This window comes from Metabacillus idriensis (genome assembly GCF_050483325.1).
Lineage (GTDB): Bacteria > Bacillota > Bacilli > Bacillales > Bacillaceae > Bacillus_P > Bacillus_P idriensis_A.
In genome coordinates, this window is record NZ_JBCMYF010000012.1 from 107,033 (window position 1) to 129,938 (window position 22,906).

At 41.9% G+C, this 22,906-nt stretch carries 19 protein-coding genes; 13 read left to right on the forward strand and 6 right to left on the reverse strand.

All coding sequences use genetic code 11. The annotated features are described in order from the left end of the window. Positions 1-88: 88 nt before the first annotated feature. Entirely contained in the window at positions 89-760 is a 672-nt protein-coding gene (locus tag ABEQ24_RS08980; RefSeq protein ID WP_430006467.1) for a response regulator transcription factor, read from the reverse strand. Positions 761-885: 125 nt separating this feature from the next. On the opposite strand from ABEQ24_RS08980, the gene ABEQ24_RS08985 reads away from it, so the two are divergent. From ABEQ24_RS08985 to ABEQ24_RS08995, 3 genes are read left to right on the forward strand one after another with little or no spacing between them, the layout of a single operon-like run. Then, positions 886-1,776 (forward strand): R2-like ligand-binding oxidase, encoded by an 891-nt coding sequence (locus ABEQ24_RS08985; protein WP_430006468.1) that lies wholly within the window; start codon positions 886-888, stop codon positions 1,774-1,776. Between the two features lie 24 nt (positions 1,777-1,800). Next, positions 1,801-3,354 (forward strand): aldehyde dehydrogenase family protein, encoded by a 1,554-nt coding sequence (locus ABEQ24_RS08990; protein WP_430006469.1) that lies wholly within the window; start codon positions 1,801-1,803, stop codon positions 3,352-3,354. Continuing rightward, on the forward strand, positions 3,348-4,559 hold the full coding sequence (locus ABEQ24_RS08995; RefSeq protein WP_430006470.1) for an iron-containing alcohol dehydrogenase: 1,212 nt from the start codon (positions 3,348-3,350) through the stop codon (positions 4,557-4,559). The genes ABEQ24_RS08990 and ABEQ24_RS08995 overlap by 7 nt, the downstream gene beginning before the upstream one ends. A 112-nt stretch (positions 4,560-4,671) precedes the next feature. Here the strand turns inward: ABEQ24_RS08995 and ABEQ24_RS09000 are convergent, their stop codons facing one another. Beyond that, the gene (locus tag ABEQ24_RS09000) at positions 4,672-6,126 is read right to left on the reverse strand and encodes an aldehyde dehydrogenase family protein (protein ID WP_430006471.1); all 1,455 of its coding nucleotides are present in this window, start codon (positions 6,124-6,126) and stop codon (positions 4,672-4,674) included. A gap of 179 nt (positions 6,127-6,305) precedes the next feature. Here ABEQ24_RS09000 and ABEQ24_RS09005 point away from each other — a divergent pair, with 179 nt between their 5' ends. Together ABEQ24_RS09005 and ABEQ24_RS09010 are read left to right on the forward strand one after the other, a co-directional pair. Next, the gene (locus ABEQ24_RS09005) at positions 6,306-6,899 is read left to right on the forward strand and encodes an MOSC domain-containing protein (RefSeq protein ID WP_430006563.1); all 594 of its coding nucleotides are present in this window, start codon (positions 6,306-6,308) and stop codon (positions 6,897-6,899) included. 212 nt (positions 6,900-7,111) lie between these two features. Beyond that, the gene (locus ABEQ24_RS09010) at positions 7,112-7,906 is read left to right on the forward strand and encodes a VOC family protein (RefSeq protein WP_430006472.1); all 795 of its coding nucleotides are present in this window, start codon (positions 7,112-7,114) and stop codon (positions 7,904-7,906) included. Between the two features lie 68 nt (positions 7,907-7,974). Here the strand turns inward: ABEQ24_RS09010 and ABEQ24_RS09015 are convergent, their stop codons facing one another. After that, positions 7,975-9,810 carry a solute:sodium symporter family transporter gene (locus ABEQ24_RS09015; protein WP_430006473.1) on the reverse strand — a complete coding sequence of 612 codons (1,836 nt, stop codon included), beginning with the start codon at positions 9,808-9,810 and terminating at the stop codon, positions 7,975-7,977. A 162-nt stretch (positions 9,811-9,972) separates the two neighbouring features. After that, complete coding sequence (locus ABEQ24_RS09020) at positions 9,973-10,371, reverse strand: hypothetical protein (protein WP_430006474.1); 399 nt, start codon at positions 10,369-10,371, stop codon at positions 9,973-9,975. Positions 10,372-10,744: 373 nt separating this feature from the next. Between ABEQ24_RS09020 and ABEQ24_RS09025 the strand changes: the two genes are divergently transcribed. The 6 genes from ABEQ24_RS09025 (at position 10,745) to treR (ending at position 17,687) form a co-directional block, all read left to right on the forward strand. Further along, positions 10,745-11,116, forward strand: a complete 372-nt coding sequence (locus ABEQ24_RS09025; RefSeq protein ID WP_430006475.1) for a DUF1992 domain-containing protein — start codon at positions 10,745-10,747, stop codon at positions 11,114-11,116. A gap of 25 nt (positions 11,117-11,141) precedes the next feature. Then, entirely contained in the window at positions 11,142-12,491 is a 1,350-nt protein-coding gene (locus ABEQ24_RS09030; protein WP_430006476.1) for an FAD-binding domain-containing protein, read from the forward strand. 13 nt (positions 12,492-12,504) lie between these two features. Beyond that, positions 12,505-13,155 (forward strand): DUF429 domain-containing protein, encoded by a 651-nt coding sequence (locus tag ABEQ24_RS09035; protein ID WP_430006477.1) that lies wholly within the window; start codon positions 12,505-12,507, stop codon positions 13,153-13,155. 619 nt (positions 13,156-13,774) lie between these two features. Beyond that, entirely contained in the window at positions 13,775-15,190 is a 1,416-nt protein-coding gene (gene treP / locus ABEQ24_RS09040; protein WP_430006478.1) for a PTS system trehalose-specific EIIBC component, read from the forward strand. Between the two features lie 65 nt (positions 15,191-15,255). After that, positions 15,256-16,941 carry an alpha,alpha-phosphotrehalase gene (gene treC, locus ABEQ24_RS09045; protein ID WP_430006479.1) on the forward strand — a complete coding sequence of 562 codons (1,686 nt, stop codon included), beginning with the start codon at positions 15,256-15,258 and terminating at the stop codon, positions 16,939-16,941. A gap of 26 nt (positions 16,942-16,967) precedes the next feature. Then, a complete protein-coding gene (gene treR / locus ABEQ24_RS09050) occupies positions 16,968-17,687 on the forward strand; it encodes a trehalose operon repressor (RefSeq protein WP_430006480.1) in 720 nt (239 codons plus the stop codon). 219 nt (positions 17,688-17,906) lie between these two features. Here the strand turns inward: treR and ABEQ24_RS09055 are convergent, their stop codons facing one another. Continuing rightward, the gene (locus ABEQ24_RS09055) at positions 17,907-18,464 is read right to left on the reverse strand and encodes a cysteine hydrolase family protein (RefSeq protein WP_430006481.1); all 558 of its coding nucleotides are present in this window, start codon (positions 18,462-18,464) and stop codon (positions 17,907-17,909) included. Between the two features lie 245 nt (positions 18,465-18,709). Continuing rightward, on the reverse strand, positions 18,710-20,209 hold the full coding sequence (locus ABEQ24_RS09060) for a phytoene desaturase family protein (RefSeq protein ID WP_430006482.1): 1,500 nt from the start codon (positions 20,207-20,209) through the stop codon (positions 18,710-18,712). A 182-nt stretch (positions 20,210-20,391) separates the two neighbouring features. Here ABEQ24_RS09060 and ABEQ24_RS09065 point away from each other — a divergent pair, with 182 nt between their 5' ends. Continuing rightward, positions 20,392-21,318, forward strand: coding sequence for an alpha/beta hydrolase (locus tag ABEQ24_RS09065; RefSeq protein WP_430006483.1), 927 nt, complete (start codon positions 20,392-20,394; stop codon positions 21,316-21,318). Positions 21,319-21,635: 317 nt separating this feature from the next. Next, on the forward strand, positions 21,636-22,901 hold the full coding sequence (locus ABEQ24_RS09070) for a lysine N(6)-hydroxylase/L-ornithine N(5)-oxygenase family protein (RefSeq protein ID WP_430006484.1): 1,266 nt from the start codon (positions 21,636-21,638) through the stop codon (positions 22,899-22,901). Positions 22,902-22,906: the final 5 nt, after the last annotated feature.

Consider the following 22,906-nt stretch of genomic DNA (forward strand, 5'->3'; position numbering starts at 1 on the left):
GAAGCAGCCCCTTTGAGTTAAGCGATTTCACTTGCCATCAAAGGACAGATGAATTTAGAGCCCGCGCAAAGAAAAGGCAGCGGGCTTTTTAATGGATAATGCCTTTCCTGAGTCCTACTGCAACAGCCTCAGCGCGGTGCTTCACCCCTAATTTCCGAATCACCGAACTTAGATAATCACGCACAGTAAATTCGCTGATTTTCATGTGTTCAGCCATTTCTTTCATGCAATAGCCATTTGCAAGATGCTGTAGGACTTCGGTTTCCCGTTTGCTTAGAACACGATTAGAATTTTGCGAGATAAATTCCTGGAAGTAATAAGACAGCTGCTCTACATGACTTCTTATAGATTGCCTCTTGCCTGTATATTGGTCGGCAAGAACGCAGCCTATCACATTATTGGAACGGCTGATTGGAATGATGGCAAGGGTGGACAGTTTAAATTGGACGATGTATTTTTCTGGAAAGGGAATGTCGCTTTCTGTGAGGTCGATGAGCTGTAGCTGATTATTCTTAAGGGCATTGTATACTGGCGGGATGTAGCGGACATCTTCTTTTATCCAGTGCATGGATGTGATTTTTTCTTTGTCTGCCTGAATTAAGCCTTCTCCTACATAACTGAAGGATGAGTATGTAAAAATTGCCGCTCGTTTGAAAGGGAAAAACTGTACACAGCCGAGGACCATTCTCTCGGTCCTTTTCGCGAAATCGTGTATTTGTGCTGCTTCATGAATATATTCTTTTACTCTAGCATCTAGCATTCGACAATTTCCTCCCCTACCTTTTCAGTACTATTTCACCTTCATCTCTCATTGTAAAATAAAAATGTAAGCACTTACAAATATAAGAGCATCACATTTTAAAAAAATTCAATCAGGAGGTAACGATGAACAAGCGCGAAATCATTACAACAAGCAGCAGAGGTATTAATGAAGAGTTACTGCCGTACAGGCTTTTTCAGAAGGCGAAGCGATTTGGGATTTGGAATCCGTCAGATATTGATTTTACACAAGATACAAAAGATTGGAAGAGTCTAGGCGACGCGCAGAGAAACGAAGTTCTTCGCCTCATCTCGCAATTTCAGGCAGGAGAGGAAGCAGTAACGCTTGATTTGCTGCCGCTTATGATGGCCATTGCAAAAGAAGGGCGTCTTGAAGAAGAAATGTATTTGACAACGTTTCTGTTTGAAGAAGCAAAGCATACCGAGTTTTTTCGGTTGACTCTTAATGCCATCGGCGAAACAGGCGATCTCTCAATCTACCACACCGACACTTATAAAACGATCTTTTATGAGCTGCTGCCTGAGACGATGGCCCGTCTCATCCATGATCAATCCCCTGAAGCGATAGCTGAAGCATCCACTGTCTACAACATGTTTGTGGAAGGAGTTCTCGCTGAAACAGGTTATTTCTCTTTTTACAGATCTCTTGAGGAAGCAGGCATAATGCCGGGGCTGTTAAAAGGAGTAGGGCTTTTGAAAAAGGATGAATCAAGGCATATCGGCTACGGCACCTTCCTTCTGCAGCGCCTGATCTGCGAGCATGATCATATTTATGATCTCGTTTCAGAAAAGATGAAACAGCTGACTCCATATGCAATCAAACTGAATCAAGAAGGCATAGAAGGTGAACAAAATGCATTCGGCCATACCATTGATGAAACAATGTCCTTCACAATGAGACAGCTCTCTGTACGCATGGATATTCTTGCAAGGGCGCGGGGAAAGAGAATGGAAGAGATTTACCGAATGACAGAATACGAGGCTGGCGTTGTTTAATCGAATGATAGAGGAGGAAGAAACATGAGTGTAAATGTAGATGTCCTGACCTTGCCGCTGTTTATTAACGGGAAGTGGGAAGAGCCGGTTTCTGGAGAAACATTCGATATATTCAATCCTGCAACAGGAGAACTCGCAGCCAAGGCTGCTAAGGGAACGAAAGAAGATGTGGACAAAGCGGTACTTGCTGCAAGGCACGCATTTGATCATACAGAATGGAAAAGCATGAAGCCGAAAGAGCGCTCAAAGGTGATGAATGCAATTGCGCATCAGATCATTCAGCATGCGGAAGAGCTCGCGTTTTTAGAGTGCATCAGTTCTGGAGGAACAATCAGACGCATTACGTCGAACGATATTCTGCAAATGGCCGACCTATTTCAGACGTTCGGCAAATTCGTGCTGGATTATCCATACTCTGAAACGCTGCCAAATCCGCCGTTTCCAGGCCCAGCCCATAATTTCATCTGGAGAGAACCAATCGGAGTTTGTGCGGCAATTACACCGTGGAATATGCCGATGCTGATTGCCGCATGGAAAATAGCTCCTGCACTTGCAATGGGAAATACTTTGGTCATTAAGCCAGCAAGCTATACACCGTTATCTACATTAAAACTTGCAGAGATTATTTCGAAAGTTGTTCCGCCTGGAGTTATCAATGCCGTATCTGGACCTGGAGCAGAGACCGGCGAAGCACTTGTCCGTCATCCCAAAGTCGATAAAGTGGCGTTTACCGGATCAACTGAAGTTGGCCGCAGTATTATGAAGCTTGCCGCTGAAACGGTTAAAAACACAACACTTGAGCTTGGAGGGAAATCACCGAACATTATTTTTGAAGATGCCGATCTTTCTCTTGCTTTACCAGGAAGTTTATTCGGAGTTTTTCTGCACTCAGGGCAGCTGTGCGAATCAGGAACCCGCTTGTTTGTGCCAGAGAGCATGCATGATGAAATTGTAGAAGGGCTGCTTGCTCTGACAAAGAAATTGAAGCTTGGAAACCCGCTTGAAACATCTACAGATGTGGGTCCTATTATTTCTAAAAAGCAAAAAGATTCGATTCTTGCCTACATTCAGTCTGGTTTAAAAGAAGGAGCCACACTCGTATGCGGAGGAAAAGAAGTGTCTGTCCCTGGATGTGAGGGGGGATCATTCATTGAACCGACAATTTTCACAAACGTGACAAACGAAATGAAAATTGCTCAAGAAGAAATCTTTGGACCTGTTTTATCTATTATCAAATATTCGGATGAAGAAGAAGCAATCAGACTCGCAAATGACACAATCTATGGATTGGCAGCAGGTGTCTGGACAAGGGATGTCAACAAAGCATACGCTGCTGCAAGAAAGCTACAGGCAGGAGTTGTCTGGATCAATGACTGGCACATGCTCCGAAATGATGCCCCATTTGGAGGCTATAAGCAAAGCGGAATCGGACGAGAAATGGGGAAGCATTCCCTTGATGCTTATACACAAGTAAAACATGTTCACACATCGATGGTATCGGATCTTCATAAACGAAACTGGTACGGTATTTTGTTTTCTGAACAAAACCAAACGGATAGAGGTGAAGACGGATGCTGACAACAACATTTTCACAGTTCATGCTGCGCTCCGGCATCTACAGCGGATCGAATACAAGAGCAATGGTGCCTGATCTGTTCAGAGGTCTTGGTGCAAAAAGAGTGGTTCTTTTCAGTGATCGCGGTCTTGAAAAAGCCGGTGTTGTCGAAAAGACGGCACAGATCTTTGAATTAACCGCACATGGTACTGGGCCTGAACTTGCAGGTATTTATCTTGATATAAAACAGGATGCAGAAAGCAGCTGTGTAAACGATGCTGTCCGCTATGCAAGGGAAGTTGGTGCAGATGCACTGCTTGCAGTTGGCGGCGGAAGTGTCCTGGATACCGTTAAAGGCGTAAAGTACTGTCTCCACAAAGGGCTGACGAATATCAATGACGCCATTCCCGGCGGATTTTTAATGGAATCTTTTCCGGAAGCAGCCCACATTCCGATTCCGCATATTGCGATACCGACAACAGCAGGCACGGGATCTGAAGTTTCTCCGATTGCGGTCATCTACAATGAAGAATTAAAACTGAAGACAAACATCATCCATCCATTTATCAGTGCAGATATCGCAGTCCTTGATCCTGACCTGACAGTAGGATTGCCATCAAATATTACGGCCTTTACAGGTTTTGACGCTCTCACACATGCGATTGAGGCTTTCGCATCGCCAAATGCAACTGCGCTGACAGATGCTTATGCGCTGCACGCTATTCGTCTAATTGAAAAGAATCTGCTGAGTGTTGTTGCAGACGGGGGGAACCTTCAAGGAAGAATGGACATGCTTCATGCAAGTTTAATGGGAATCACAGCGTTCAGCTTTGCTCTGAATGCAATACCCGTTCATAATTTCGCCCATGCCTATGGCGCGATGTTCCGCATTCCGCATGGACTCGCAAATGCCGTCTTTTTGCCTGCTGTTATGGAGGGAATACCCTCATTGTATTTGCCAAAAATACATCAGCTGGCTGAAGCACTGAATGTAGAAGCTAAGAACGAAGAGGCACAAACTGTTTTAAATAAAGTCATCGATAAAATCAAGCTGCTTCAGCATAAAGCGGGACTTCCTGCTGACTTTTCAGACTACAGCATTTCAGAGGGGGATTTAGAGAAAGTCATTCCGGCTGTGGCCCTGGACCCGGCAGCTGTATCTTTTCCAATGCCGCCTGAATTGATCTACGCTATCAGTCAGAAGGTTGTGCCTGCGGGGGTGAAATAAAGTATGAAAAAGAGCATCCAATTTGGATGCTCTTTTTCATGATTTATAGGTACAGCTGCTGTGAGATGCTTCGCTGAATAAATTTTGAATGTACCATAAATAGGAGTGTCTGTTAATCAAAGAAAGGGTAGCTTCTGTCTTTTTCCTGTACACCGATCCATTTGACCGTTGTAAATTTATCAAGCGCCCATTCCCCGCCAAAACGTCCGAGGCCTGAGTCTTTTTCTCCTCCGAAGGCAACGTGTGCTTCATCGTTGACTGATTGATCATTGACGTGAATCATGCCTGTTTCAATTTGCTTGGCAACAGCCGCGCCGCGGTGAAGATCCTTTGTGAAAACAGAGCCGCTCAGACCATAAGGAGATCCGTTCGCAAGTTTGATGGCTTCTGCTACATCTTTCGCTTTAAGAATAGGAGCGACAGGACCGAAGATTTCATTTTTTGCAATCGGCATGTCGTTTGTGACGTTTGTCAGGATGATTGGATGCATCACATTGCCGTCAATTTCTCCTCCATAAATCTTTTCAGCACCAGATTTAAGACTCTCTTCAAGGTCTTTTTGGATCCTCTCTATTTGATCGTGATTAATCAGCGGTCCGACAGCTGTTTTTGCATCGGATGGATTGCCTGACTGCAGCATGCTGACTTTTTCTTTGAAAAGTTCGACGAATTCATCATGAACGCTTTCTTCCACGATAATGCGGTTAAGCGCCATACAAATCTGACCCTGATGCAGGAATTTTCCAAAAGCTGCGGATTCGGCCGCCTTTTCAAGATCGGCATCTGCAAGAACGACCATGACATTGTTTCCGCCGAGCTCTAAAGCTGTATCCTTCAAATGCTTTCCTGCAAGCTCGCCGATGTGTCGGCCAACCTCTGTTGAACCGGTAAATGAGATTAATTTAGGTACCCTATGCTCGATGAAAGCATCACCAATCTCAGAGCCTCTGCCTGCCACTACATTTACCGTACCTTTAGGGGCACCGGCCTTTTCAAAAAGTTCGCCGATTAAAAATCCGGATGTAATCGGTGTTTCTGATGCGGGCTTAATCACAACTGTATTCCCGGCAGCAAGAGCGGGTGCAACGGAGCGCATTGCCAGGTGCAGAGGGAAGTTCCATGGTCCGATGACTCCAATGACACCTTTTGCCGTACGGTAGACTCTATTTTCTTTTCCCGGAATACTAGAAGGCAGTATTTTTCCTTCCATACGGTAAGGAAAAGTGCTTGCTTCTTTAACAATGCGAAGGGAAGCAGCCCATTCGATTTCAGCCTTCACTTTAGTGCTTCCAGATTCATGAACGAGCATATCAATGATTTCTTCTTTCCGCTCTGTTAACGCCAAAGCTACCTTGTCCAGAACTGTCTGTTTTTCCTGCGGCAGCGCGGCAGCCCACTCTTTTTGAGCCTGCTCCGCTGCCAGATAAGCGCGGTCAAGGTCTCCTTCATCTGCAGAGTTAAATTCATTTATCAAATCGCCATTATACGGATTTGTATTTTTAATTGTTTTATCGCTGGATCCATTTATCCATTCGCCGTTAATAAATTGTTTTATATAGGTATTCATTTTTATTCCTCCTATCTGAGTACTCAAGTAATATTCCCGAAAGGTGCAGCGGGTAAAACTTTTAAATGTGCCTGAACCGGTTTTGTGGGAGAATAATAATATGAAGATAAAGACAGGGTGGGGAAAAGGTGAAAAACATAAAATTTGCACTGGAAGCACTGAATGTTGGTCTGCCAAGGATGGTTTTGTATAACGGACGGGAGATTGAAACGGGAATCTATAAGGAGTCTGTGGATCATCAGCTTTTTCTGTCAAAAACGAATGTAGAAGGAGACGGACAGGCAGATCTCGTTCATCATGGAGGAGAAGATAAAGCCGTTTGCGTGTATTCATTTGATCACTATTCTTATTGGGAAGATGCCCTTGGTGTGCAATTAGAGCCGGGAGCTTTCGGAGAAAATCTCACAATCAGGGGACTGACTGAAGAAAATGTCTGCATTGGAGATGTCTTTCAATTTGGTGAAGCGATAGTAGAAGTAAGCCAGCCGCGACAGCCGTGCTTTAAGCTTGCGATGAGACATGAGGTTAAGGATCTGCCCGTGCAAATTCAGAATACGAAGTTCACCGGCTTTTATTTGCGTGTATTAAAAGAAGGCAGAGTCAGCAAGGAAGATTGTTTAAAGCTGCTTGAACCACATGCAAACGGTGTTTCGATTGCCGCTGCCAATCAAATAAAATACCACGATAAACAAAATAAAGAGGCAATAATGAGAATTCTTGAAGTAAAAGCATTATCAGACAGCTGGAGATCGTCTTTTGAAAAAAGACTTTAGAATACGGGGAAAAGCACACGGACTCAAATACAACAGCAGAAAGCACCATCATTTTTTTCTAATCACACCTTCTCTATGATGCCCCTCAGCTGAATAGAAGAGCAGCGTATTCATGCTTGTGAATACATGGAAGAGATGATAGTTTTTAATGAAAGACCGCTTTGCACATCTTATAGAATAATAGAGATATCGTGAAGAAAAGGAGTGAATCTATGGAATTTAAACTTGATCACATCGTGCATTTTGTAGACAGGCATCCTCTGGAATCCGCAAATCTTTTCATCAAACAGGATTTACAGGCTGTTATGGGAGGCCGACATGAAAACTGGGGATCTCACAACAGTTTATGTTATTTCAGTGATCTTGCTTATTTGGAGTTTCTTGCTGTCGAAGACCGTAAAAAAGCTAACGGAACTAACAATCCGCTGATTCACCGCCTGTTAAAGCAGCCTGCTGAGGGGTTGGGCCAGATAGCGATTCGGACAGAACAAATTGAGGCGGTAAAAGAAGAACTTAATGAAAAAGGGCTTGAAACAGGTGAAGTCATTGAAGCCAGCAGAAAAAGAGAAGACGGCAGCTTGCTGGAATGGAAAATGCTTTTTATTCAGCAAAGCGATGAAGACTGTCCGCTGCCTTTTTTTATTCAATGGAAACAGACAGATGATGAACGAAAGCAAGACTTACATAAGAACGGGGTTTTGGCGGATAGGAACCTTAACGTATCCATTTCAAACGTGCACTATATCGTAAAAGATTTAAACTCCGCCGTTACCAAATGGAGAAAATATTTTGATCTTCCAAGGGGAGAGGAAAGGGTAAATGATGAGTGGAGAGCGAGAAGCTACACTATCAAGCTTAAATCCTTTCAGCTCACCTTTACAGAAGCATCCGGAGCAGGCATTGTAGAGCAAATGCTTGCGAAAAAAGGCGAAGGTCCATACCTGGTAGAGTTTGATCCGCCGGTATTTAAATCCTACTATCAGATTTTCGGCGCCATGTATAAATAAAAGGATCCGCCTCCACATTAGGAGGCGGATCCTTTTATTTTTTGATGCAATTGTTGAACTTTCTTCAGCTATGGAGAAAAAGTCTTAAGTTTGTATTTTATATAGACAGGATTCAGCTTATTTGATAGACGATTTGGACGTCTTAATTTAAATGTTTTTCTAGTATGTTCTTTAGTCAGGTAATCTTCATATTTTCTGTTCCAGTGTTTGAGTGAAGCCGCCACCAGAATAGCTGTCACTACGAAGAGTGCAAGTAAAGCGGGCCAGAATACAGGTGATACAATTCCCTTCGCATAAGCGAGGCCTATAGGCGAAAAGACGATGTAAGTTGCGCAAACCAGAGATAATAGAATAATAGATGTTGGAATTGTATATTTCCATGGCATCATATTAACTGAAGCTTCGGTTTTATAAATATAAGCTTCCTCTCTGGGTTTAATCATTCCGATAATAAGCATCATAAACACTTCGATAAAGAAAAGAATCGCATAGATGTGAATGAAGTGAATATCGACCGTAAATCCAAAGAGGTGGTTTGTGCCCCATACAAGCATGTAGTAAGTAATGACGTGAAAAATAATCACGATTTTAGCTGCAGCAGCAGGAACAAATTTGGATAAAAGACCGACAAGGACAATTGTAATAATCGGGATATTGAAAAAGCCGGTGAACTTTCGGATTAAATCCCATGATCCATCCGGTGCGTACATGAGCAGAGGAGAAACAAATAACGCAACAACTGCAAGCAGCGTACCGAACAATTTGCTGACACTGATAAGTTTTTTATCGTCAGCCTCAGGGTTGAATTGCACTTTATAAATATCAAGGGCAAACATCGTGGCAGCACTGTTCAACAGCGAATTAAATGAACTGAAAACCGCACCGAGCAATACGGCGAGGAAAAAACCTGATAAGTATGCGGGCAAAACATCTGCAATCAATGTAGGATAGGCAAGATCAACGGATTTCAGGCTGTCTCCGTACTGATGAAAGACAATAATTCCTGGAATCATCATAAAAACAGGAATTAAAAGTTTATAAAATCCTGATAAGATAACGCCTTTTTGTCCTTCAGCAAGATTTTTGGCGCCAAGTGTGCGCTGGATGACATATTGATTGGAAGCCCAGTAAAATAAGTTTGCGAAAATCATGCCTGTGAAGATCGTTCCGAAGGGGACAGAATCTTCTTTTGAGCCGATGGCGTTAAGCTTTTCTGGATTGGATGTCGTGATTTCTTTCATGCCATCAAGCATATTTCCGTTTCCAAGAGCGATAAATCCTAAAACAGGAACTAAAATACCGATGATAAGCAGCCCAATACCATTAAGCGTGTCAGATACAGCAACCGCTTTTAAGCCGCCGAAAATCGCATATACAGCCCCGATTATGCCGATGATCCAAATGACCAGCCAGATCGACTGAATATAGGAGATGCCAAACAAATCAGGGACATCAAACATTTGCAGAACCGCTAACGCCCCTGAGTAGAGCATAGATGGAATCGTTACCAGTATGTAGCCAAGCATAAATAAAATGACCGTATATCTTCTTACGCCTTCATCAAACCGCTTGCTTAAAAATTCAGGAAGCGTTGTAAAGCTTCCTCCAAGATACTTTGGAAGCAGATAGAGAGCCATGACAACAATGGCAAAAGCAGATGTAACTTCCCATGCCATATTCGACAGATTCGTCCGGTAGGCTTGTCCATTTAAACCGACAAGCTGTTCAGCAGATAAATTTGTCAGCAGCAGCGACCCGGCAATAAAGCCTCCAGTTAATCCTCTCCCTGCAAGAAAATAGCCTTTTGAATCTTCGTTTCCGCCTTTTGTTTTCAAATAGGAAATCCAGGCAACAAGACCCATGAAAAATGCACAGGATAAGAGCGTAAACCAAATTCCTCCCATATATGTTTTCCTCCTTATATATAAAATAATAGTTTTCTAGAATAAATGACTCACCATTAAATAACCTTATCTTTTTAAACCTAAACCAAACATAAAAAAAAATGGGAAAAACGGACGAAAAAAAGTCTGATTATTATATAAATCAGACTTTTTCCTTAGTGTTTATTTAATATGCTTAACCACAATTGCCTGAGAACTTTTTCGGATCAGACAGTCTTCTAATTCTTCTTTAGAAAGCATGCCAAGTGTGAGGGCAGCATCAAGTTTTTGCTTATCAGGTTGTTTTACTGAAATAATACAGTCCGTTAAGTTTAAATCTTCTAATACCTTGACTGTTTTCTCGGGGTGATATTGCTCTGAGTGCCGGATTTGCCTTTGAATCTTGTATTCACCGATTCTTTCTTCACCTTTGCAGAGTTTTCCGTGCGTATGATCGAAAAAGGAATTGAAGATTTTTTTCATCTCTGCAAGTTCCTCTTCAATTTTCTTCGCCTTCTCATTTAATGAAGCATATCGTGCAACCATTTCTTCAGGAATCTGAAATGTTTTTGAATCGCTCATTTGGATGCCTCCATTTTACTTGTGATTCTAAATTGTATGCTGCACAGCCTGGATGTAGAACATTTGTTTGATTTTTTGTCATGAAACAACTATATTTTAGGCATGAATTATTAATGTTGTCCGTTCCTTGCAGCGAGAGGGACTTGCTTTCCGCTGGGAGGGTGGGATCCTCCTCGGCTTTGCCTCCGGGGTCTCCCATTTCCCTCTATTTTCCCGCAGGAGTTAAGTTTATCCGCTGCAATCCACTAATGGTTTCAAACATATATAGTCTAATAGCAACAAAGTTTACGAAAAGAGCCATATTTTAAGAAGGAATAATGAAGCGGATTGTATAACCTAATTAAAAGAAGGATTTTTAGGGGGAGGGATAAAAATGGATCTTTTTACGATTCTGTCGGAAGATAAAATAAAACAAGCGATAAAAGATGGCGAGTTTAAACAGCTACCCGGTATGGGAAAGCCGCTGCAGCTTGAAGATTTGTCTCATATCCCGCCTGAGCTCCGAATGTCCTATAAGATGATGAAAAACGCGAACATGATAGACGAAGACATTGAGCTGAAAAAAGTGATCCATACACTAGAGCAGCTTATTGCCCAATGTCCGGATGAAATGGAGAAAGAGAAGCTGCAGGTTCAGCTGAACGAAAAATCCTTTCAACTTGAAAAAATTTTAAAGAAAAGAAATACCTTCCATTCAAAAGCATCAGCTTTTTATAAAGATAAGATTTATTCAAAATGGTCCTAATAGACATCGATGATGGAGTGATTTCATGAATGTCGTCTGGTTTAAACGCGATTTAAGGATAGCTGATCATAAGCCCCTTGCGGAAGCTGCTATATATGGGGAAGTTCTCCCGATGTATGCAGCCGAACCGTCAATATGGTCAGGAGAAGACTATTCTGCAAGGCACTTTCAGTTCGTGCGCGAAAGCTTGAGCGGCCTGCAAAATGCGCTGGAAGATCGAGGAGGCAGGTTATTTACCTATATGGGGGAAATGGAAGAGGCACTTTCTGAACTCTTTAGTACATACGGCAAATTCACTTTGTACGCTCATGAAGAAATGGCAGGAAGTGCTGCACTTGAGAGGAATGTAAGAGTAAGAGATTGGATGCATGAGAGAGGTCTCAGGTTTTTGGAGTATCCCGTGATTGAAAAAAACAGCGGGAGAAAATCAGAGGAAAGATGGAATGAACTTTGCCTGAGTGAACCTGGAGGAATTCCTGAACAAATACGGTCACCAGAAGATTTTCCGGCAAGCTTTTATATAGGTGCTGAAAAGCTCGGATCATTTGATGTTTCAGGCGAGCCAATCAGATTCGGACAGCAGGGCGGCGAACAGCAGGCAGTTGAAACGCTGGAAACCTTTTTGCAGGAGCGGTTTCAATCCTATGAAAAGAATGGATCCAACCTTCTTCAATCAACTGTATCTTCAAGCAGACTTTCGCCATATTTGGCATGGGGAAACATTTCGTTTCGCACAGTCGTCCAAAAAACGTCGATAAAGATAGAAAATTGTGATAATTTGTTTCTTGTGAAACAATTAACATCTTTTCAGGAGCGTCTTAAGGAACGGTGGAAGCTGATGGAGCAGGGAAATGTGCTGGAAAATGAGGATTTTTCATTTGAAAAAGATGATTTGTTTTTAAAATGGTTTCAGGGAGAAACCGGGATTCCCATGATAGATGCAGCAATGAATTGTCTTCATAAAACCGGCTGGATCCCATCGAAATATCGAGGCATGCTTGTTTCTTTTTCCGTTAATACGCTTTCACTGAACGTGCAAATGTGCTCGGATGCACTAGCTTCCCTTTTTCTGGACTATGAGCCGGTCATTCATGTTCATCACATTCATAAGATGTCGCATAAAGTGCAGGATCCCGTGAAAATAGGAAAAAAAGAAGATCCAGACGGGGTTTTTATTAAGCGATATTTGCCAAGTCTTTCAAATGTACCTGCTAAACATATTCATGAGCCTTGGAAATATCCGGGTTTTTTTCACTTAGATTATCAGGCACCGGCCGTCAATGTGAAGAAAGCGAATCAGGCAGCAAGAAAATCCAAATCGGCCCCACGTTCTGTAAAGATATCGGACCATGAACAATTGAAATTTGATTTGTGAAAGGAGATTTTTCTTGCACGTAGTAGGAATAGATTTGGCCGGACCCGCAAATCATCAGGACACAGCCATGGCGATTTTTAAGAGGCAAGGGAATGGCCTTAGCCTTCAGAATCTTGACTATAATAATAGTGACAGAAAGATCATTGAAACAATTGCAGCTCTTTCTTCATGCGGTGAAGAGGTGATTGTAGGAATGGATGCTCCATTATCCTATCAGGACGGCGGCGGAGATCGTCCATCAGATAAAGAGATAAGAAATGCAATCAAAGCGGCTGGACTGTACCATGGCTCCATTATGCCGCCCACCTTTCATCGAATGGTGTATCTGACTCTGAGAGGGATCGGCTTAAGCAGATCTCTGCAGAACATGAGTGCATCCATTGTGGAAGTCCATCCCGGAGCTGCTTTGGGGCTCAGGCTGAAGGAAGAAGACCGGGGGCTCACTCTTACTTATAAAAAAGACACAGAATCCCGGCTTCGCCTCATTCCCTATTTCGAGAAATGGGGAGTGGCGGGAATTACTGCAGATGCAGCTGAAACAAATCACGGGCTGGACGCATGTGCAGCTGCACTTGCCGCATGGCACTGGGGAGATCCTGATCATACTCCCATGTGGAATGTGCCTGCATCCCCTCCGTTTCACCCGTTTGATTTTTGCTGCTGATTTTTTGGCCACGCTTAGTAGAGCGTGGTCTATTTTTTTTAGGCTCTTTTCGTATGGATTGTTGCTTTTAGGCTAGAAGTTATAACCATAAGTCGTGTAGCGGGAGTAACTCGACTTGGAAAATAGAGGGAATTGGTTGATTCCGCTTTTCGGAGCAAAAAACAAAACCGTGGAATCACAGGATGCAGTTGATTCTACTTTGCTGCACAATAACCTAAATTATTTAGGGAAATCAAAAACAACAATCTATGCAAAAACAGTCTTTTTTTATTCGAGGTTTAGTGGAGGTATTTGGCTGAATACTTTTAGTAGAAGTTTAATCTTCTGCAGACTCAGGATAAAAAAGTAAAAAGAGTGCTATTTTTCAGAAGATAGAGGGTATGGATAAATGATTCGGATAATGATTAAAAGGCGGGTGAAGGAAAGGATATTGCATTGTACATGAGATTCTGCTGCTATCTATGTAAACGATTACTCTTTTTTGTTGACAACTTGTATATACAGGAATACAATAAGTTTGTAACTTGTATATACAGGAAAGTGAAATGAGATAAATGGAAGCCCCTTTTTAAGGGAATACTAGGCTATTAATGAAAACGATTACGGGAGGTTGAAATAGATGAGTGTGAACAAACAGGAAGTCCGAGATATCGTTGATGCTGTCGGCGGCAAGGACAACATTGCGGCAGCTACGCACTGTGTCACTCGTTTGCGCTTCGCTTTAAAAGACGAAAGCAAAGTGGATAAAGAAAAACTCGATCAGATTGATATGGTGAAAGGTTCATTTTCGACAAATGGGCAGTTCCAGGTTGTCATTGGACAAGGCCTTGTTGATAAAGTTTACAAGGAAATGGCAGAACAAACAGGAATGGGCGAATCTTCAAAAGAAGACGTGAAAGATGCAGCTTCAAGCAAATTGAATCCTATCCAAAAAGCGGTAAAAATGCTGGCTGATATTTTCATTCCAATATTGCCTGCGATCGTAACAGCTGGTTTACTGATGGGAATTAACAACATCCTGAGCGGTGCAGGAATTTTCTTTGATGATAAATCTCTTATTGACGTTTACCCGCAGTGGGCTGATTTATCCGGCATTATTAACTTGATTGCGAATACGGCGTTTACCTTCCTCCCTGCCTTAATCGGCTGGTCGGCAGTGAAACGATTTGGAGGAAGCCCGCTGCTTGGGATTGTTCTTGGGTTAATCCTCGTGCATCCGGATCTTCTGAATGCATGGTCATACGGTGAAGCTCAGGCCAAAGGCGAGGTTCCCGTGTGGAACTTATTCGGACTTGAGGTTGAAAAGATCGGCTACCAGGGACAAGTTCTTCCGGTTCTGTTTGCCTCTTATTTACTCGCTAAAATTGAAGTGTTTTTGAATAAAAGAGTACCTGATTCAATCAAGCTATTAGTGGTTGCCCCGATTACATTATTGGTGACTGGGTTTGCAGCTTTTATCGTCATTGGACCAATTACTTTTGCAGCTGGAAACTTCATTACAGATGGTGTCATTGCTATTTTTGATAACTTTGCAGCTCTTGGCGGCTTGCTTTATGGAGGATTATATTCACTGCTTGTAGTAACAGGCATGCATCATACGTTCCTTGCAGTTGACCTGCAGCTGGTAGCAAGTGCCGGCGGAACATTCTTATGGCCGATGCTTGCATTATCAAACATTGCACAGGGTTCAGCAGCTTTTGCCATGATGCGCATTGTGAAAGATGAAAAACAAAAAGGTCTGGCGCTGACTTCAGGAATTTCAGCTTACCTTGGTATTACAGAGCCTGCCATGTTCGGTGTGAACCTTAGATACCGCTACCCATTCATCGCCGCGATGATCGGTTCAGCAATCGCAGGCATCTTTATTACAATCAATCATGTTAAAGCTTTCTCCATCGGTGTTGGAGGAATTCCTGGATTCCTGTCCATTCAATCCGAATATTGGACGGCATTCTTTATCGGCATGGCCATCGCAATCGTTGTGCCATTCGTATTGACTTACGTATTTGCCAAGTTTAATTGGAAGAAAAAATAAAAACAAAAAGGACAAGCCATTGTCCTTTTTGCCGTTTAAATCTTAAAGATGGTGGTGCATGTTAAATGAAACAGCCTTGGTGGAAAAAATCAGCGGTATATCAAATTTATCCGAAAAGCTTTAACGATACGAATGGAAACGGAGTAGGCGACATTCAGGGCATCATAGAAAAACTGGATTATTTAAAAGAGCTCGGCATTGATGTTGTATGGCTGACGCCGATTTATGAGTCTCCTCAAAAAGACAATGGATATGACATCAGCGACTATTATTCCATTCACGAAGAATATGGAACCATGGAGGATGTTGAATCTCTTTTACAAGAAGCTCACGATCGCGGGATTAAGATCATCATGGATATTGTCGTCAACCATACTTCTACTGAGCACGCATGGTTTAAGGAAGCACAATCATCAAAAGAGAATCCTTACCGTGATTTCTATATTTGGAAAGAAGGAAAGGAAGACGGATCTGAACCGACGAACTGGATTTCGAAATTCGGCGGCTCGGCATGGAAGCTTGATGAAAAAACAGGCGAATATTATCTGCATCTGTTTGACGTTACGCAAGCTGACTTAAATTGGGAAAATGAAGAAGTCCGCAGAAAAGTCTATGAAATGATGCAGTTCTGGTTTGAAAAAGGGGTAGACGGCTTTAGACTTGATGTCATTAACCTGATTTCGAAAAATCAGGATTTCCCGGATGATGATGGAAGCACAGCTCCAGGCGACGGCCGCAAGTTTTACACAGACGGGCCGCGCGTGCATGAATATATGAAAGAAATGAACAAGGAAGTTTTTTCAAAATATGACAGCATGACGGTTGGGGAAATGTCTTCAACGACGATTGAAAATTGCATTGAGTATTCAAATCCGGAATCAAAAGAACTAAGCATGACATTCAATTTCCACCATTTGAAAGTGGATTACCCGAACGGGGAAAAATGGGCACTGGCTGATTTTGATTTTGGAGCACTAAAGCAAATTCTTTCTACTTGGCAGATGGAGATGCATAAAGGCGGAGGCTGGAATGCCTTGTTCTGGTGCAACCATGATCAGCCGCGGATTGTTTCAAGATATGGAAATGACGGGGAGTACCGCATCGAATCAGCTAAAATGCTTGCGACAACAATTCACATGATGCAGGGAACTCCATACATTTACCAGGGAGAAGAGTTTGGAATGACGAATCCTAAATTCGAAAGCATCAATGAATATCGTGATGTGGAAACCCTGAATACATTCGAAATTTTGAAAAATGCAGGGAAGTCAGAAGAAGAGATTATCGAGATTTTAAAAAGCAAATCAAGAGATAATTCACGTACGCCTGTTCAATGGAATAATTCCAAGCATGCCGGCTTTACAGCAGGAACACCTTGGATCAAGCCTGCAAGCAATTATCCTGAAATCAATGCAGAGAATGCCCTTCAAGATGAAAACTCTGTTTTTTATCACTATCAAAAATTAATTCAGCTTAGAAAAGACATTGATTTAATCACTTACGGGGACTATGAGCTGTTGCTTGAAGATCACGATCAGCTGTTTGCATACGTGCGAAATGGAGATGGAGAGAAGCTGCTGGTTATTAATAACTTCTATGAACAGGAAACCGTCTTTACTTTGCCGGATCATGTGGATGCAGACGGATATAACAGCGAAATTCTTATCTCCAACTATCCTGATTCTGCGCAATCATTTAAAAAAGCAGCATTGCGCCCGTTTGAGTCCATCGTTTATCATCTTAAGAAGTAATGGTAAACTAATGGTGGTGGTTAAAGATGAAAACAAACAATAAATATTTGGCGATTTATCAGGAGTTATCAGAAGGGATTAAACAGGGACTTGTCAAAGTGAATGAAACTCTGCCCTCTGAAAACGAGCTCGCCTTGCAATATGAGACTTCAAGGGAAACGATCCGCAAGGCCCTTAATCTTCTTGCCCAAAATGGGTACATTCAAAAGGTTAAAGGAAAAGGATCGATTGTACTCGATGTTACAAAAATGAGCTTTCCCGTTTCGGGTCTTGTCAGTTTCAAAGAGCTTTCTCAGACCTTAGGAAGAACCTCGCATACAGTCGTCGAGAAGTTCGGCCTCATTAAACCAGGCAATTTTATTATGCAGCAGCTGAACCTGGGTGCGCATGATGAGGTCTGGGAGGTTGTCCGGTCAAGAAAAATTGACGGCCAGAATATTATCCTGGATAAGGATTATCTCAACCCTAAGCACATTCCTTTTTTAACAAAGGAAATTTGCCAGGACTCGATCTATCGCTACATTGAAGAAGAATTAAAATTAAAAATCAGCTTTGCGAAAAAAGAAATCGTCGTAGAAGAGTGCACAGAGGAAGATTTCAACTACTTGGATTTAAAAAACTTCCAGCATATCGTCGTGGTTAAAAATCATGTGTATCTTGAAGACACAAGCCTGTTTCAGTACACAGAATCACGCCACAGACTTGATAAATTCAGATTTGTTGATTTTGCGAGAAGAGGACATTAAAAAGGCAGGCTAATATGTCAAGGGTTCCGTTTTCGGGTGCTTTCTTGATAAATAACATAAGTAATGACGTATGAATTGGCACACGTCATTTCATTTATTCGTTTTTCTAAGTGGATTAAAAAATATTGACATAGCTAATGACACCAATAACTATGATGTACAAATTAATAGAAAAGACCAGCAGAAAGTAAACTTCTCTGGTCTTTTCTTGTAAATCATTTATCTGTAAGTATGATGTGTCGGCTCGAATAGATCCTCTTCGGCTTTTCTTACCATTGAAAAATGGTCAACATTGTAATGACCATGCAGGACCTGGTTATGATGATTAATTATTTGCTCAGCTGATAAGATTGAGCTGCTGGTTGTTGAATGTCCGTCTTCAACCAGCGTAACATCGAATCCGCATACGGTAGCAGCCCGTACAGCTGTATCTATACAGTGCTCCGTTTTGCAGCCCATTATGACTAGATGCCCGATATCGTTGCCCCGAAGTTCCTCTAATAATGGTGTTGCATAAAATGAATTCGTTGCTTTTTTATCAACTATTTTTACAGAAGCGGGGATATTGATTTTCTGATGAATTTCAAAACCCTCTCCTTTACCCTCTGAGACATCTAAATCTCGAATAAATAATACTAAGTGTCCCGCCTTTTCAGCTTTTTCTACAACGGCGTTAATATTATTTAGAAGTCCTTCTTTGTTGAATACCGATTGCTCAACATCATTACCTTCAATTAGTTCTTGCTGTGCATCAATTACTAATAATGCATGGTTCAAATAAAAAACTCCTTTTCTTTAAAATTAATTATCATACCACTGAAGACTATATTTTTTTATTTTCATAAAAACGCCTCCTGTACAATGTTTAATTGAAGATATTCGTAATATATTGATAAAGTCCTTCAAATTTTTGTGAGATAGAAAAATTATGCTGTGAGGAATTGTACTTAAGCTCTGATCCGATTTGGCAGGATGTTGTAAATTGAACAAAAAACGCGCAAATCCACAGACTTGTGCCCCAATCATTCCTTCTCTTTTTTCTGAATATCAGCCAAAACCGACTGATAGGCATGATATCCGCTTACCGATACGCCAATCGTTCCCGCTCCAGGAAAGACGCTGTCCCCGCATAAGTAAATCCCTTTAATTCCAGTCCGGTGTGAAAGACTTTTGAATAAGGCGTGATCAAGTGTCTGAGGATAGCCGCCAACCATACCCGAAGGCCGCTTTGTGAACCGTTCCCATGCTTTTGGAGCGCCTGTCATCAAGTCTATTAAGTTTTCCCGAAGACCTGGAAGAACCATTTCAATGGATTGCAGCATCTTTTCAGTGAGATCCTCTTTATAATGATCATATTTTTCTTTCGTATCCCAGTTTTCAAGCTCTGTGTGCGTGCTTGATGTCATTGTGCGGAAACCGTCTGGTGCCCGAAGCGTGTCATTTTTCTTTGAGATGGAAAGGAAGATATGATGGCCTTCAGTCAATTTGCCTGAATGATTATCTATGACTTGATGAAAAAGCGGGAAGTTTTCAGGTATCAGTTCTTCTTTCACCGTCATGTAAAGAGTCATCGTTCCCCATTGGGAGTGAGTCTCTTTCTTTATATAGGATTTGCTTATAGACTGCTTCAGTTCTGGTGACAAAAGTTTGGTGAAGCTTGGCAAGGGAAGGTTGCATATAACGTAATCAGCGTAATAGGTCCGTTCTCTTTGATCTGTAATCAAATAGCCGTTTTTTTCCCTGTGCATTTGCCGAACCCATGAGCGCTTGCGCAAAGTCCCCCCATCCGTTTCAACTGATTCTGCCAGACGCTCCGCAATTTGATACAGGCCTCCATTTAAATAAAAAGCACCATCGTGGTAGACTGACAGGGCATATGCACCGAGTATGGCCGAGCAATCGCTGCTTGCTGTCTGCATCGAATCAATCAGCTGTGCATCGATGAGATGAACAAATTCATGCTCATCGTTCAATCTGTGCTTTTTCAGGAGTGCGCTCAATGTTTTTTGGAAATAGGGGAGGAGCTTCAAAGAAGACGGCTTTAATGAATGCAGCAATTTACTCCATTCCGAAGCTGTTTTTGGAGGAAGAACAGGAAGCGGATGTATCAGTTTTTTGACCTCTGCTCCCATTCGCCATATTTCGGAGTAAAATGAATTGATATTATTACTCAAATGAGGAAAGTGGCTTTTTAGTTCAGTGATGAAAGCAATGCGGTCACGGCGGTAGCTAACCGTTCTTCCAGGCAAATGGATGTCCATAATGGGATCAAGCAGGGAATGTTCTTTAAAAGGAAGATGAAGCTCTTCAAAGATTTTTTGGTGAACGCCGCCTGTTTCAAAACCCATGCCAAGTGTTGCTCCGACAGGAAATAAATAATGGCCGCGCTGAAACTTTCCTGCACATCCGCCCCATTCATTAGAAGCTTCAAGCACTGTCACTTCAATCATCTTATCAGCAAGCAAAGCAGCAGCTGTCAGCCCTCCGATTCCGCCTCCAATCACAACAACCTTATACGTCATTTTCCACACCTCATTCAACTTGATTTCTGTCATTGTACTGTTAGCATACACAGCCCCCCAAGTTTCAATATGCTCTGTATAATTAAAAAAACTTTTACAGAACTTAAAACATCAGCTTTACATTTTTCACCTATGATGGAAGGAAATAATATGATGGGAAAAAGGGAAGTGAAGGTGATTTCATGTGGATTGTTATTTGTTCTGTCCTTGCCGTTTTTTTAACGATCCTCGCTGTGTCTTATTTTTTCAGCAGCCTGATTACCGTGCCAAGAAAAGTGGCATACGAAAAAACGTATTTGCTTGGAGTAGAAAGTGGAGAGATCAATACGGATATATTTGAAAGCGCTCAAAAAGAAGAATGGTTTATTGACTCTTTTCACGGCTATGAAATTCACGGAATGTGGTTTCCTGTTCCAGAAAGCAAAAAAGCAATTATCATCGCACACGGCATTACCTGGTCACTGTTCGGGAGCTTCAAGTATGTAGATATGTTTCAAAAAAAGGGATTTAACGTGCTTTTATGTGATCATCGTTTTCATGGTCTGAGCGGCGGCGACCACACCTCTTTCGGCTATTACGAGAGTGATGACTTAAATGCATGGGTGGACTGTCTTCATGAAAAGCTGGGTGAAGGTGCATTTGTTGGAATTCTTGGTGAATCACTTGGAGCAGCTTCTGCTCTTCAATATGTAAAAAGAGATCCGAGGGTTGCGTTTTGCATTGCGGATTGTGCATTCAGTGATTTGACGGAATTGCTGAAAACAAGATTAAGAATTGATTTCAAAATCAAGTTTTACCCGCTGATCTCCTGGACCAGTATTGTGACGAAACTCCGTTATGGGTGGGGGTTTGAAGAAATCAAGCCTGTCAGGGACCTTGAACATACGGAAACACCGATTTTATTTATCCATGGAAAAGAAGATCGTTTTATTCCGATGAAAATGACCCTTGATATGTATCATTTGAAAAAAGGGATGAAACAGCTTTATTTAGTCCCAAAAGCAGGTCACGCTCAAGCCTTTTTAACAGACCCGAAAGGATATGAAAGAAAGGTGCTTGAATTTATTTCATTGATTGAAAGCTATAAAGAGAGTGCAGCGGAAATGTGAGATTCTGCAGATGTGCTCTCTTTTGGGTTATCCTAAATCCGGTAAGGGTAAAGATATTCTATAAGAAAGGCTTTTTGTTTCGTAAACTTTGTTGTTTTTAGACTACATGTTAAAAATTTTAAGTGGATTGCAGCGGAAGGAACTTGACTCCTGCGGGAAATAGAGTGAAATGGGAGACCCCGCAGGCATGCCGAGGAGGCTCCCACGCTCCCCGCGGAAAGCAAGTTCCTGGAGCGGAAAGAAACGGACAACATTTATAATCGAAAACAACAATCTATGCGGAAACAGCAAAATTGAAAAGACAAGCAGGTGACAGGATGTATGACTTAATAGGAATTGGCATTGGGCCGTTTAATCTTGGAATGGCAGCATTAATTGAGGACATTCCGGAGATAAAGGCTGTTTTTTTTGACAAAAGAGAGGAATTTGTATGGCATCCGGGTATGCTCATTGAGGGGTCTGATCTTCAAGTTCCCTTCCTTGCAGACTTGGTTACATTCTGCAACCCGAGAAGCAAATATACCTTTCTTAACTATTTACATACTCATAACAGATTATATCCATTCTTCTTTTTTAATCGATTTGATATTCCCCGGAGAGAATACAGCGAATATGCAGCATGGGCAGCATCAGAGATAGAGAGCTGCACATTTAGTTCATGCGTCACTCATGTAGAATATAAAAAAGATCATTATGAAGTACACGTTGAACATAATGGAAAAGCTGCTGTTTATAGAACAAAACATGTATCACTCGGCACAGGGAGCATTCCGCTCATTCCGATTGAAATAGATACAGGAGACTGTGTAATCCATTCAAGCGACTATTTAAATAAACAGGAAAACATAAAACAGAAAAACGCGATAACAGTTGTAGGTTCTGGGCAAAGTGCAGCTGAAATCTTTCTTGATCTTCTGCAGTCGGCGGAGCGCTTTAACTATGAACTAAGCTGGTTCACCCGATCGCCAGGGTTTATGCAGCTTGAGTCTGCGAAGCTTGGACAAGAGGTTTTCTCCCCTGACTTTGTGCAATATTTTCAACAGCTTACGTTTGAACAAAGATCAAAGGCGCTTCCTGAGTTAGAGCAGCTGAGGAACGGCATTGACAAAAAAACGCTTGTATCTATTTATGATCTGCTCTATCACCGTTCCATCCACGGCAAAGATGCGCGTGTGAAAATTATGCCGCTCACAGAAGTGAAGGACATGAAGGAAGATGAAACAAGCTTCACTTTAACATGCCATCAGTGGCAAAAGAATGAGTTTTTCGAGCATAAGACAGAAGCCGTTATTTTTGCAACTGGATATAAGCCGAATCTTCCTGACTGGATAGAGGAGATGAGGGATGACATCGTCTGGGAGGATGAAAAAAGGTATAAGGTTAAAGCAGATTTCAGCCTTGCTTTTAAGGATCAAAGAAAGCAGAACATTTTTGTCCTGACCAACCTTGAGCATTCTCATGGAACAGGTGCAACAAACCTTGGATTATCTGTCTACCGAAATCAGCAGATTATTAATTCCATTTTAAACAGAGAGTATTATAAAGATCAGGGAAAAACGGTGTTTCAGCAATTTACGCCATAATCTAT

What these genes read in the sequence shown, in the direction of transcription:
- ABEQ24_RS08980 (WP_430006467.1), bottom strand. Translation starts at nt 760, where the DNA reads ATGCTAGATGCTAGAGTAAAAGAATATATTCATGAAGCAGCACAAATA.
- ABEQ24_RS08985 (WP_430006468.1), top strand. Translation starts at nt 886, where the DNA reads ATGAACAAGCGCGAAATCATTACAACAAGCAGCAGAGGTATTAATGAA.
- ABEQ24_RS08990 (WP_430006469.1), top strand. Translation starts at nt 1,801, where the DNA reads ATGAGTGTAAATGTAGATGTCCTGACCTTGCCGCTGTTTATTAACGGG.
- ABEQ24_RS08995 (WP_430006470.1), top strand. Translation starts at nt 3,348, where the DNA reads ATGCTGACAACAACATTTTCACAGTTCATGCTGCGCTCCGGCATCTAC.
- ABEQ24_RS09000 (WP_430006471.1), bottom strand. Translation starts at nt 6,126, where the DNA reads ATGAATACCTATATAAAACAATTTATTAACGGCGAATGGATAAATGGA.
- ABEQ24_RS09005 (WP_430006563.1), top strand. Translation starts at nt 6,306, where the DNA reads ATGGTTTTGTATAACGGACGGGAGATTGAAACGGGAATCTATAAGGAG.
- ABEQ24_RS09010 (WP_430006472.1), top strand. Translation starts at nt 7,112, where the DNA reads ATGGAATTTAAACTTGATCACATCGTGCATTTTGTAGACAGGCATCCT.
- ABEQ24_RS09015 (WP_430006473.1), bottom strand. Translation starts at nt 9,810, where the DNA reads ATGGGAGGAATTTGGTTTACGCTCTTATCCTGTGCATTTTTCATGGGT.
- ABEQ24_RS09020 (WP_430006474.1), bottom strand. Translation starts at nt 10,371, where the DNA reads ATGAGCGATTCAAAAACATTTCAGATTCCTGAAGAAATGGTTGCACGA.
- ABEQ24_RS09025 (WP_430006475.1), top strand. Translation starts at nt 10,745, where the DNA reads ATGGATCTTTTTACGATTCTGTCGGAAGATAAAATAAAACAAGCGATA.
- ABEQ24_RS09030 (WP_430006476.1), top strand. Translation starts at nt 11,142, where the DNA reads ATGAATGTCGTCTGGTTTAAACGCGATTTAAGGATAGCTGATCATAAG.
- treP (WP_430006478.1), top strand. Translation starts at nt 13,775, where the DNA reads ATGAGTGTGAACAAACAGGAAGTCCGAGATATCGTTGATGCTGTCGGC.
- treC (WP_430006479.1), top strand. Translation starts at nt 15,256, where the DNA reads ATGAAACAGCCTTGGTGGAAAAAATCAGCGGTATATCAAATTTATCCG.
- treR (WP_430006480.1), top strand. Translation starts at nt 16,968, where the DNA reads ATGAAAACAAACAATAAATATTTGGCGATTTATCAGGAGTTATCAGAA.
- ABEQ24_RS09060 (WP_430006482.1), bottom strand. Translation starts at nt 20,209, where the DNA reads ATGACGTATAAGGTTGTTGTGATTGGAGGCGGAATCGGAGGGCTGACA.
- ABEQ24_RS09065 (WP_430006483.1), top strand. Translation starts at nt 20,392, where the DNA reads ATGTGGATTGTTATTTGTTCTGTCCTTGCCGTTTTTTTAACGATCCTC.
- ABEQ24_RS09070 (WP_430006484.1), top strand. Translation starts at nt 21,636, where the DNA reads ATGTATGACTTAATAGGAATTGGCATTGGGCCGTTTAATCTTGGAATG.